Annotated in this window: 7 protein-coding genes and 1 pseudogene; 1 reads left to right on the top strand and 7 read right to left on the bottom strand. The window is 71.2% G+C overall.

All coding sequences use genetic code 11. The annotated features are described in order from the left end of the window. Nucleotides 1-64: 64 nt before the first annotated feature. The 6 genes from E1295_RS22050 to E1295_RS52510 form a co-directional block, all read right to left on the bottom strand. Entirely contained in the window at nt 65-1942 is a 1878-nt protein-coding gene (locus E1295_RS22050) for an AfsR/SARP family transcriptional regulator (RefSeq protein ID WP_132632209.1), read from the bottom strand. A gap of 55 nt (nt 1943-1997) precedes the next feature. Further along, nucleotides 1998-3806, bottom strand: coding sequence for an ABC transporter ATP-binding protein (locus tag E1295_RS22045; RefSeq protein ID WP_132632208.1), 1809 nt, complete (start codon nt 3804-3806; stop codon nt 1998-2000). Beyond that, nucleotides 3803-7054, bottom strand: coding sequence for a lantibiotic dehydratase (locus E1295_RS22040; protein WP_132632207.1), 3252 nt, complete (start codon nt 7052-7054; stop codon nt 3803-3805). Before E1295_RS22040 ends, E1295_RS22045 begins: the two co-directional genes overlap by 4 nt. 30 nt (nt 7055-7084) lie before the next feature. Next, nucleotides 7085-8434 (bottom strand): lanthionine synthetase C family protein, encoded by a 1350-nt coding sequence (locus tag E1295_RS22035; RefSeq protein ID WP_166427354.1) that lies wholly within the window; start codon nt 8432-8434, stop codon nt 7085-7087. A 137-nt stretch (nt 8435-8571) separates the two neighbouring features. Then, nucleotides 8572-9378 carry an AfsR/SARP family transcriptional regulator gene (locus E1295_RS22030; RefSeq protein WP_281284764.1) on the bottom strand — a complete coding sequence of 269 codons (807 nt, stop codon included), beginning with the start codon at nt 9376-9378 and terminating at the stop codon, nt 8572-8574. A 737-nt stretch (nt 9379-10115) separates the two neighbouring features. Continuing rightward, entirely contained in the window at nt 10116-10724 is a 609-nt protein-coding gene (locus tag E1295_RS52510; RefSeq protein WP_132632204.1) for an RICIN domain-containing protein, read from the bottom strand. Between the two features lie 875 nt (nt 10725-11599). Here E1295_RS52510 and E1295_RS52505 point away from each other — a divergent pair. Further along, a pseudogene (locus E1295_RS52505) lies at nt 11600-11947 on the top strand (thiopeptide-type bacteriocin biosynthesis protein); the annotation flags it as partial. A 2-nt stretch (nt 11948-11949) separates the two neighbouring features. Here E1295_RS52505 and E1295_RS52500 read toward each other — a convergent pair. Further along, nucleotides 11950-12294: an NUDIX domain-containing protein gene (locus tag E1295_RS52500; RefSeq protein ID WP_425465358.1), complete on the bottom strand. Its 345-nt coding sequence runs from the start codon at nt 12292-12294 to the stop codon at nt 11950-11952. Between the last annotated feature and the right edge of the window lie 30 nt (nt 12295-12324).

The following is a 12324-nucleotide window of genomic DNA, read 5'->3' as shown; positions in this document are numbered from 1 at the left end:
ACGGATCGTGCACGGGGCGCCCGCAGCCACAGCCGCCACGGCGAGGCTGCGGGCGCCCACCCGCCTACCTGTTGTGCTCGGCCAGGGCCCCTCTCGGAGGGCAGGGCAGGTGGAGGAGCGGCGCGGTTCGCCCCGCCGAGCCGCTGCCTCCTTCCATCGCCAGCTCCGCGCCGTGATCGCGTATCAGGCCGTGGAAGGCGTAGCGGCCCGGAGCCGGCTCCTGCAGCAGGTTCGCGTCCATCAGGCCTTCCAGAAGCCGCTCGGCCGCCATGATGTCCGTGCCCATGAGGGCGGCGGCCTGGTCGGCGCCGAAACTCTCGGACGCGTGCCCGCAGAGCAGCCGGTAGGCGCGCTGCAGGCGGTCGGGGAGGCTCTGGTACGACATGTCGATGGCGACGGCGACGCTGCGCTCTCCGGCCGCCAGCTCGGCCAGTCGCCTGCGCGCCGGGGCCAGCCGGGCCAGGAGCCGGACGACGCTCCAGGTGGGATGGGAGCGCAGCCTGATGGCGGCCAGCCGGATGGCCAGCGGGAGAAGCTCGCACCGCGCCACCGTCTCGGCCAGCGTTCCGGCGGCGGTGCCGGCCACCCGATGCGGTCCGGCGACGCGGGTGAACATCGCGATCGCGTCGGCCGGCGACGGGACGCCCAGCGTCAGCGTGCGCGTTCCGTCCAGATCTGTCAGGCGCCTCCTGGTGGTGACCAGGACACAGCAGCTCACGCTGCCCGGCAGGAGCGGCCGGATCTGTGCTTCGCCGGCCGCGTCGTCGAGCACAAGCAGGACCTTCCGGTCTGCCAGCAGGCCGCGGTACAGCGCGACCCGGTCCTCTGGGTCGGGCGGGATGCGGTCCGCGGGCACGCCGAGGGTGCGGAGCAGGCGATCAAGGGCGTCCTCCGGCGGCACCGGAGCGCGGCCAGGCGTATGGCCGTGCAGGTCGATGAACAGCTGGCCGTCGGGAAAGCGGGCGGCCACCTGATGGGCGTTGTGGACGACGAGCGTCGTCTTGCCCACCCCGGCCATCCCGTCGACCACGATCGCCGTCGCCGGCTCCGCCCGTACGAGGGCGGCCAGCGAGGCGAGGTCACGTTCGCGGCCGATGAAGTCCACCGTGGCCGTGGGGAGCCGTCGTGGTGACGCGGCGAAGAGCGACGCGTCCTCGGCGGGGCGATCCGCCGGATCGCCCGTCGCGGAGAGGCCGTCGACGGCGGGAACACGCGGATGGTCCGCGCGGGGTTCCGCGTACGCCTTAGGGTGATCGGCGAGCTGTTCCGCGTACAGCCGCTGGATGGCGGGATCGGGATCAACGCCGAGTTCGTACGCCAGCCGCGCCCGGAGTTCCTCGTACCGATCGAGCACCTCCGCCCGTCTGCCGTCCTGGACAAGGGCCCGCAGCAGGCGCAGCCACAACGACTCACGCAGGGGATGCCGGTCGGTCAGCTTCCTCAGGTCGGCGGTGAAGCGGCTCTTCCGCCCGCCGGCAAGGTCCAGGTCGACGCGCCGTTCCAGAGCCGCCAGGTGCCGCTCGACCAGGTGCGGCGCCTCGCTCTCCCGCAACCAGGGAGAATCCACGTCCTCGAACGGCTCGCTCCGCCACAAGGCCAGCGCCTCGTCGAGGAGCCCACGTTCGGCATCAGGATCCTGCGCCTGCGCGGCCCGGTCGAGAGTACGCAGGAAGCGCAGCGCATCCACGTCATCCGCGTCGGCACGCAGCAGCAGCCCTCCCGGGCACGTCTCGATCAACGGATCGCCCATGGCGCTGCGCAGCCGTGCGGCGTAGTTCTGCAGGCTCCGCCGGGAGTTGGCGGGGAACCGGTCGCACCACACCATCTCGGCCAGCCGTTCCACCGTGACGGCCCGGCCCGCCGACATCGCCAGGGCCGCCAGCAGCGTGCGCAGCTTGCCGGCGGTCAACCGGATCGGCCGCCCTTCGACCGCGACGTGCAAGGGACCGAGGATCCCGACCGTCAACCTCGGCAATGTCGTCCCCTTTCGCGGTTCCTCACCGAGGTACGGCGTCACTCGGCTCGTCCTGATACCCGGCCGCCTGCAACCGGAACAACCGGGCGTAGAGACCGCCGGTCGCGATCAGCTCGTGGTGGCCGCCCTCTTCGACCACGCGGCCCGCGTCGATGACGACGATGTGGTCCGCGGCGGCGCGGACGGTGGAGAACCGGTGTGCGATCAGCAGAGTGGTGGACCGGGCGGCTGCGTTCGTCAGGCGGGCGAAGAGCTCCGCCTCGGCGGCGGCGTCGATGGCGGCGGCAGGCTCGTCCAGGACGTTGATCGCAGCCGCCCGGAAGAAGGTCCGGGCCAGCGCCACCTTCTGCCATTGTCCGCCGGACAGCTCCCGTCCCCCCTCGAACCAGCGGCCCAGCGTGGTGTCGAGCCCGCTCGGCAACGGGTCGAGGAAGGACAGAGCGCCCGCCCGCTCGGCCGCCCGCCTGACACCGGGCCGGTCCGACATGTTCTCCACCCGGCCGAAGCCGATGTTCTCCCGTGCCGGCGCCTCGTACTCCATGAAGTCCTGAAACATCACGCTGACGTGCTTCCGAAGGTCGTCCAGGCCGTACGCGGCGAGCGGCACGTCGTCGACCAGGATGACACCCTCGGTCGGCTCGTAGAACCGGGTCAGCAGCTTGACGATCGTGCTCTTGCCGGCGCCGTTGGCGCCGACCAGCGCCACGCACCGGCCGGCGGGCAGAAACAGGTTGAAGTGGTCCAGAACCGGCGTGTCCGTGCCCGGATAGGTGAACGACACGTCGCGGAACTCGATCCCCTTGCGCAGCGAGCCCGGGAAAGGTGCCACGGAGGGGCGCCGCTCCTGAACCGGCAGGTCCAGGAACTCGAACAGGTTGCACAGGTACAGGGAGTCGTCGTAGAGCTTCGCGACGCCCTCGAAGAAGGCGCGCATCGAGGTCTGGATCAGGACGACCGAGGTGACGTAGCCGGCGAACTGCCCTGCCTGACCGGTGCGCACCGCATCCTGCACCATGAGGAGGAGCGCCAGGCCGACGGCGACGGCGCCGCACATCGCGAGCAGCGCGCAGGCGACCGCGTGGCGCCCTTCGAGCCGCCGGTCGACGTCGTAGAACCCGTCCACCACGGCCGCGTAGCGCCGACGGAACAACGGGCCGAGCCCGAACAGGCGGATCTCCTTGTACGCCTTGTCGTTCGTGAGCAGGTACTCCAGGTAGAACAGCCGGCGCTGATCGGCGGAGCGCGCGTACTCCACCCGCCAGCGCGTCCTGTGGTGGACGACCTGCGCGATCGCCAGGGGCGCCGGCGAGACGAGCATGAGCGCGGCGGCGAGCGGAGACCAGGACAGCAGCAGCGCCGCCACCGAACCGATCGTGACCAGGCTCGACACCGTCGCGAGCAGACCGGCGAACACCTGATGGGGACGGCTTCGCGCGCCGGCCTTGGCGCGCTCCAGCGAGTCGTACACCGCGGCGTCCTCGAAGTGCCGCAGCTCCAGCGTCAGAACTTTGGCCAGGACCCGGTCGATGACCGCGTTGCCCAGCCGTTGCCGCAGCAGCGTCTCGTTGTAGCGTTGCCCGACCGCGAACAGGAACGTCAACGTGGACGCGGTCGCTAGCGCCAGCACGGCGACGGTGGCCCCTCCGGTCCAGGCCCCGGAGCCGCCGCGGGCCTCCTCCACCAGGAGTTGCAGGGACCAGCTCAAAATCGCCACGCTGGCGGCCGGGAGCAGCGCTCCGGCCACGGCGAGCAGCGCGGCCGCCAGCACCTTGCCGGGCGCCAGGGTGGCCATCAGCCGCATCGTGCGCAGCAGGACCTTCAGGCGGTTCACCGCCGGGCTCCGGCCGTGCCGGCGGGGCGGTTGCGGATCGCGCGCCGGCTGAGCGACCACAGCGCCCAGGTCAGCCGCTCCTGGTCGCGGTCGATCCCGGCCAGCCGGATCGACTGGATGTGCGCGAGGCTCTCGATGACGTTGCGCTCGCCGCCGGTCAGCAGCCCGCGGGAGGCGAGATCGCGGATCAACCCGCCCGCCTCGGCCAGCGGCCGCCGCTGCCGGGCGAACACCGGTTCCAGCGCGGCCCGATATTCCGGCGCGCGGCGGTCGGGGCGGCGCTCCCCCGGTGTGAGGATCTCGCAGAGCAGGGGCCGCACGTCACGGAAGCGCTTGCGGGCCGCGTCGGTCATCCACGCCGCCACGCCGCCGTCGCCGTCGAGTGGCGGCGGGCCGGCGTCCCAGGCCCGGTACAGCTCGTGGAGCGCGGCCACGCGTACGACGTCCGGGTCGAACCGGCCGGTGCGCAGCAGGTGGAGGAGTTCGACCGCGGCCTGGCTGTTGGCCCAGAAGGCGGTCTCCACCGAGTCGATCGCATGCCCGCCGCCGTACCGCTCCACCTCGCGGTCGTAGCTGCAGAAAGCGAGGTCGGTGGCCTGGCCGGCGTGGACGAGGCCGCGTGCCCAGGACGCGCACCGCGACATCACCTCCGCGGCCGGCTCGGGGCCGCGGGCGTGGAAGCGCAGCCGCAGGTGCGGCAGGGGGTCGGCGTACCGGATGAAGAACCAGCGGTCCACCAGGCGGCCGAACCGGTCGTCGGCCAGCAGTTCCCGCAGCGGCCCCGCGATGATCGCGTCGTGCAGCTCCGCGGCGGCGTACAGCTTCAGGTGGGTCCACTCGTCGCCGGGCAGCCAGCGGCGGGTCGTCGTGGGCGGTGCGGCGGTCCGGGCGGCTGCCGGCTCCGGCATCCGGGTACGGTCCCGCAGCACCAGCGGCACCACGATCTCGGCGTGGTACGGGCGCCCGGCCCGATCGCGAAGCCACAGATCGCCAGGTCCCGGCAGCGCCTCGTGCAGGCGGACGGACGCGCCGGACCGGGCCGACAACCGGGTCACCTGGCGGTGCAGCCTGTCCACCCAGGTCGGGTGCTCCAGGTCGAGCAGGAGCCGGTTGTCCAGTTCGACCAGGTAGACGTACCGGGGGACCATCCACTGACGCCGCCAGGCCCGGCAGGCGCGGAAGAAGTCGTCCGGGTCCTGGCACGCCGGGAAGGTCGCCGCGGTGATCGTCCATTGGGCCGGCTGCACCACCACGTTGCCGCGGACCAGGCGCGGCAGGAACGGGGCGTCGGCCGCGGCGCCCCAGTCGAACCGGCACGGCGGGGTGTAGCCGTCCTCCGAGAACTCCAGCAGGGCACGGCAGATGTTGGGCGCCCACGTGGCGGTCATGGCATGGGTCTGGCCGACCGAGAGTGTGCGGCCCAGCGAAACGGACCGGAGGTGGAAGTGGTCCGCGTCGGCGCCGAGGACGATGTCGGCCAGCGGAATCCGCCGCACGGGCGGCCCTGTGGGGGCCGCGTTCACGCACACTTCGTAGTCGCGCGTGGGCGGGTGGCCGGCCACGTTCCCGCCCCGGTGTCTGACCCCGTAGTTGAGCTCGGCGAAGACCGTATCGGGGCGGAGCACCTCCTCCAGGCGCTGCTGAGCGCGGATACGGGTCACGGTGGCCTCGTCGAACAGGTCGAAGAACCGGCCGAAGGCCTGCCAGCCGCCGAAGATGCCGATCGGGTTGAGGACCATCCGCCACCGGCCGTCCCGTATCGCCTCGGGCGAGCCTGCGGCCAGCGCGAAGAACAGGTCCAGGGAGGTACGCGGGCGGCTGTGCTCCGCGTCCGGCCGCCAGACGGCGAGCCGGTCGATCAGCTCGTCGTCGAGGTCGACCGTCGGCCGGCCCTCTCGGGCGGCGTGCGACGCCAGCTCGACCAATGTCCGGTCACGTTCCGGGTGCGTCTGCCCGGCCTGCGGCGGCCATGGAGGCCGGCGGGCGGGCCGGATGTACGAACCGGGCGGGCCGAGCCCGGTCTCCGGGTTGAGCACGTCGAGCAGCGGCACCTCCGCATCGATCCCATAGTGCTCCAGGAACACCTCGTGGTAGCCGGCGATGTGCGGGCGCCGCTGCTGCACGCAGCCGAGCCTCATCAGCAGTTCGGCCGCCTCGGCCGCGGTCGCGGCGACGTCCGCGGGCAGGGTCGCGGGCTCCAGCGCGAGCGCGGTGTCGGTCTGGAACGCCGGGCCGGTGAAGTCCGGCGCCATCGCCCGCTGGTGCGCCTCCAGCCGCTCCAGACCCGCCACGTCGCCTCCGCGCGGGCCCCGGTCCACGTCATCGGCCAGTTGCCGCAGGCGTGTCAGGCCGTCGATGGCGTCGGCAGGGGCACCCTGGTCGATCAGCCGCTTGGCCAGATGCACCTCGGGCAGCGGCTCGGTCGGCGAGTGCAGCAGGTCGGGGAGGAGGACGCCCAGGTCCCAGAGCCGGTCGAGCAGGGCGCGGATCTTCTCCGGGGACGTACTCGGGAAGCGGCGGGCCAGCGCGGCCGCGAGCTCGCCGTAGGCCGGGTCGTGCCCGGCCAGGTCCAGCACCGCCGCGAAGGCGGGGTTGACGGCCAGCTCGACCCGCTCCGGCTCGTCCGTGCCGTCGGCCTTGACCAGCACGGCTCTGTCTCCGACGCGCCGCAGCAGCGCGTTGACCCGTACCCGCAGCTTGTCGCGGACCTTCGGGTCGCGCCCGATCCGCTCCACCAGGTGCGCCAGCCACGCGCTGTCGGCCCGGGTGCGCGTGGCCCGCACCGGGTCGCGGTCCAGCGTCGCGATCCCCTCTCCGTTTCCCGCGGGCTCGCCCAGGAACGTACCCGGGGCCACTCCGGCGAACAATCCCAGCGGGGTGGGGCGGGTCGACATCCGGATGAGGTAGTGGAGCAGCGCGGCGTACGCACGGTCGGTGGCCCGGTCATGCGGGACGTTTGCGTCGAGTCCGGGCAGTGTGGCGGCCAGGCTCGGGCTGGCGACCTGAACCGCCTGGCGGACCCGCGGCGAGGCGGCCAGCGTGCGAAGGATCCCCCGGCCCTCGGCGCGGGCGGCGGCCAGCGTCTCCGCCGTCCCGGCAGGCGCCGGCACGGCCGCGTCGGCGCCCAGATTGACGAAGGTGTCGGCGGGCAGCACGGGCGCCCGGAGCACGAACAGATCCGATGCCGCGTACAGGCCGGTGCCGTACGCCCGCGCGGCCGCGACGGAGCCGCTGCCAGGCTGCGCCATTCGACTCTCCTCTCGATCTTGGGTACTCGGTCAGCTGACGAGAACGGCCCGGGCCCAGAAAGGGGGGACGGGCGTGGCGACGGACAACAGCGTCAGCGCGACACCGGCGGCGCCCTCCAGCAGCCCGGGGTCGTCCACCCAGGTGCCGTCCGGGTCGAGAGCCGACGGCGATCCCGGCTCCGCGGCCTGCACCGGCCGGTAGTCCCGGACGAGCAGGGGGTGGCTCGGGTCGCAGTGGCCGAGCAGCCGGTCGACCAGAGGTTCCAGCGCCGTGCCGGCCGCCACGCTGGCGGTCTGGGTGGCGAACTTGCGGCAGATCAGCACCATCCCGGCGTCGCCATGGCACAGCCCGGGGTAGTTCAGCGCCGCGGCCGGCAGGTCCTCCATCTGGCGCAGCGCGGCCTCGAAGCCCTCCACGGCGACGGTCCGCAGCGTGTCGTCCCCGAGCGCGTCGGCGGCGTCGAGCAGCGCCGAGGCGATGCCGGGAGCTCCGTAGCAATAGGAGGGCCGGGTGGGCCGGCCCCTGTCCGGCGCGACCTCGCCCGCCTCGTCGAACGGCAGGACCCGCGGCCAGGTGCGGCCCCAGTCCTCGTGCCGCGACGCCGCGACGAGCTGGTCGCCGAGAGCGCGGATCGCTTCGCGGAGCCCGGGGACACGGTGCCCGGCCAGCCAGGCTCGGCTGAGCGCCGCCAGGGGTCCGGGGATACCGTGGGCGAGGCCGAGGTTCACGAAGCCGTACGGGTTGAGCCGGACCTCCTCCTTCCAGCGGTCGTAGTGCTTCCGGGCGATGAACCAGGGTTTCCACGGCGCGGTACGCAGCGATCCACCGTCATCCCCGCGAGGGCCGGTGGTGTCACAGCGGGCGATGAGACGTTCGGCGATGCCGGTGGCCACCCGCAGAGCCGTGGGATCCGCGAGATGGGGGGCCAGCTGGCCGAGGATTCCGGCCGGCCCGGTCACCACGTCGTAGTCCGGGTAGAAGAAGTCGTGGTCGTCGGCCAGGTCCGGCTGGTCGACCTGCTCGGCGAGCCGGGTGTGCAATCCGCTCAGCGTCCGGGCGTACCTGCCGTCCGGGTCGCACCCGGCCACGGCCAGCGCCATGCCGGCGGTCCCGTCCGACAGGCCGGAGACCACCACAGGCTTGTCCCGGGTACGGGCGGCGGCCAGCTTCAACCAGCGGTGCGCCTGGGCCCACCAGTGTCCGGAGGAATCGGGGCAGGCTCGCGCCGCGTACGCGAAGGCGAGCGCGCTGCCGGCGGCGCCCGCGTACAGCGACGCTCCGGGCTCCCATACCGGCCGGCCCATCGTCCGCGACGCGTCCTTCGCCACCTCGGTGACGAGCGTCTCGTCGGACAGGCGGTGCAGGATCGCCGTTGCCACCGCGGCGGCCTTCGATGTTGTCGCCGGAGGCAGAAGGTGGGCATCTGGCATGCCGAAGATCTCCAAAGGTGTTCGGACCGGCCGTGAAGAGCCGGCGCACGCGGGGAACGAGGGGGTGAGGGCCGGCGTGCGGACGGTCACCGCTGAGGGATGGCCGCCACGTCGACGCAGTCCCGGAGCAGCGCCTGGTGAAGTTCCGTGGTCTGCCGGTCGGGTTCGAGCCCGTAATGGGCGGCCAGCCGGAACCGCAGGCGCTGGAAGACGTCGAGCGCGTCCAGCCGCCGCCCCGTACGGTGGAGCGCCGTCATGAGAAGGCGGTGCAGCGACTCGCGATGGGGATGTGCCGCAGACAGCCCGACCAGGTCGGGCACCACCTCGGCAGGCCGGCCGAGGTTGAGCCGGGTCGCGATGAGCGACTCCTGCGCGGCCACGTACGCCTCGTCGAGCCGGACCGCGTACGCCTCGATGGCGGGGCTGCGGGGCACGCCGTCGAAAGCCGGCCCGCGCCACAGGTCGAGCGCCCGGGTCAGCTCACCGACCGCCCTCTCGGACGCGCCGGCGTGGAGGGCGACGCGCGCGGTGTCGACCGACCTCTCGAACTCCAGGACGTCGAGCCCGTCCTGGGGCAGGACCATCCTGTAGCCCGAACCGATGGTCACCAGCCGGTCGGCGAACGGCCCGAGCACCCGGCGCAGCCGCCAGACGTAGCCCTGAACTGTTTTCCTGGCCGTGCTCGGGGCCAGGCCCGGCCACAGCTCGTCGATGAGCATGCCGACGCTCACGGTCCGGTTCGGGTTGGCGAGCAGCATCGCCAGCACGGTCCGATGCTTGGCTGCGGCGATCTCGGTACAGCCTCCCTCCCGCCATACGGCCAGCGTTCCGAGCACGCCGAACCGCAGCGCTCCCAGCCTGTTGGAGGGTCGCGATGATGGGTCAGGGAACATCGCATGATTCACATGGACATCCTCAGGCGAGCGCGCCGACCGCCCCAGGGCCTCCGCAGGACACTAACCGGACATCCGGGCGACTGCTCCGATCATCTGCCTTACCTCAGCCCTGCGTGGCGAGCGACGTAGTCACATCAAGATGCTCACCGCTGCCTGGCCACTTCCGGACTCACAATCAGACGAAACGCCAATCAACGCGAGAACACCGGAGCCCTGCCCGGGGCCGACGCCGTGGGCGCCTACGTCACGGCGAACGGCCGCTCGCAGCCGACCGCTATCGCGCCCCCCGGTCCGGTCTTCTCCCACCCCGGGACGAGCCACGGGAGCACCCTTGGTGATCAACGGCTTGAGCTGGTGCCGGTAGACCGCTTCCGTGACGCTGCTGCCTGCGTGCCCTACGAGGTCGGCGATCGTCAGAATGCGCGCCGCCGCCGTCCCAGTTACGACGGGGGGCGGTTATGGTTGCGCCTACCGCTCCTCGGGCGGCAGGTCAGCCCGGGCGGTGTGCTTGACCTTATACCGGCATGTGCTTGGTCAGCCACGGTGTGGCACCGCGTGACCCACGGCGGCGCAGCATAAGGGCCGCCCGGCTACTACCTGCTCCTTGCACGGATCCGCCGGAGACGCTCGGCCTTGATCGGGCAGGTTTTTGTGAGCCCGAAGGCACGACAAACGCTAGGAAGCTGAGCCGTGATGAGCGCTGGTTGCGCGAGTCCCGCGTCCACATAGGAGCACTAGAACTTGAACGTGAAGTCTTGGTTGTGACGCCACCAGACGCCCTCGTGGTCGGGGAAGCAGTGCCAAATCTGTAGATGGGCGTTGTTGGGCGGTGGGAAGAAGATTCCGCCGGAAGGGTTTCGGACGTCGAGGCACTTGTTGCTACCGACGCCTACGAGACGTCTGATGCCTTCGTTGGGGCCCTTATAGTACTCCTCTATCCGCCATTGCTGGTTGGTACCCTGGTGACACTCCCAAAGGATCACAGGGGCGCCGGCGTCCGTACGGAATCCCCCGACATCCAGGCAGAATTTTTTCCGCGAGTCCGGCAAAACGAGTCTGATCTGGATCGCGTTGGGCGCGGGCGCTTCTACCACCCGAAATACTTCGGCTGCCGGGTGGGCGTCGAAGGTGCTGAGCAAGATGGATCTGCCCTTGAGACAGTCCGGGTACGTGGGGGTGCAAAAGCCGCTTCGCTCAACAACAACCGGTCGGCCCGAAGATCTGTGCTGGATCCAGGTTATGGGGCCTGAGAAATTATTGTGTTGCGCGAACGTGGGAGGCAGTGGGGCGAAGAACACGAGCGATGCGCTGATCGCGTTGAGGCAGGTCTTGGGCTTCGACATTGCGATTCCCCCTTGCTGCTCCTATCGCGGAGCGGGCCACCCAAGGTTCACGCACCAGGCGCGGGAGACTCATAGAGGCAGCCTATCGGGAATTGCTTCAGATCAGGGCAAAAACGCACTGGATGTCTTGTCATTGCACCTATGGTGGACATTTAACTGTCCGTCGAGTTTATTAATGCCCGAGGTGACACGCAGCCTGCCCAGGTCCTCCCCGGTGATTCTGGTCTCGTGAATGCGGCACGAGGCTCGGCGAGGACTTCGCGGCCTGACCGAACTACAGACCGTTTCCCATCGTGACGGCATTGGTTGTCGCCCCCGCTTCGACCGCCTCCACCAGCGCGAGCCCCGCCGCACAACCCCGCGTTCTGCCATCCGTCCCCGACGCCAAGAGCAGCCGAACTGCCGAAGATCTTCCATCACCCTGCGCAAAGACGACCGCGACTTATGACCGTGGCTACCAGGCACAAGCTGATCAAGGCTGACAGAGAGGGGGCTCAGCGCTTGGTGTAGGACGGAATGGCTGCCAGGTCAATGTCGGCGTCGGCCCAGCGCCGCCGAAGGTGCTCAGCCAGCAGGCGCGTCCATGCGGCGAGATGAGAGAAGGCGCGATGTCGGTCGGCAGTGGCGGCGGCCGACTCCAGGATTGAGACCAGCTGTGGACGGCTGCGATGGTCTTGCGGTAGTCGGTTTCGAGAGTCTCGGCGTGCGGGTCGGCGACCGTGAGCCACATGGGGCCGGGCACATTCTCGGAGGCCGCGCCCACGAGATCGTCCTCCCACTGGCTGCTGCCGCTCCGCCCGTCGCCGCGGTGCCGGCCTGCGCCGCCGTGGCCTGATCGGTGACCTGATCCTGGACACCTACCACCCGAGACGGCCCGCTACGGCTCCGGCGCAGCGCTGCAGGCGGCGGAGGAGCTGTTCGTCGCCGACTCGGCCGCCGCTCTGGCGCAGCTTCGCGTCGTGGCCACGTCCCGGACCGTCCACCCGCAGGCGCTCACCGCGGCCAGCATGGTCGACCTTGTGGCCGCGATGACCGGCGGCCGGTCGGCGGGCATGCGCTGGCTGCTCGGCCGCCATCCCCGCCCTGCCCCGGCTTCACCGTGCGACCGGACGGTGCTGCGGCAGGCGATGAGCTTGGCCGACCCCGGCGGGGCGGTGCTGCGCGGCCTGCCGGCCGGTCCCGCCCTGACGGCGGCCTGGCAGGCGCGCACGGCCGCCGGCGCCGCCTACGCAGCTGTGGGCGAGACGCAGGCTGTCAAGGTCGGACGTCTCGAACCACGCCACAGCGTCGTGCTCGTCCGGCGCGGCGTTGACGGGTGTTCCGGTCCACCTGTCGACCAACCAGATCTGCATGTCGAACGTCGCGGTCCGGATCTCATGCACCGGCGGGCCGGACGGCTCCGATGCCGTGATTCCAGCTCCTCCCGAAGCTCGCGGACAAGGCTCTCTTTCGGATGCTCCCCCTCCTCGACATGACCGCCCGGCAGGTCCGACACGTCGGGATGCCAACGGCGTCCGGCGCTTCGATGACACAGCAACACCCGATCGCCGTCACGAAGAACGGCCGTCACTATCCGGACCGGACCGGAGTCGTCAGCGGA

The sequence above is a fragment of the Nonomuraea mesophila genome (assembly GCF_004352805.1).
Classification (GTDB): Bacteria; Actinomycetota; Actinomycetes; order Streptosporangiales; family Streptosporangiaceae; genus Nonomuraea; species Nonomuraea longispora.
The sequence above is the reverse complement of the archived record's forward strand: the minus strand, read 5'-3'. Positions and strand labels throughout refer to the sequence as shown.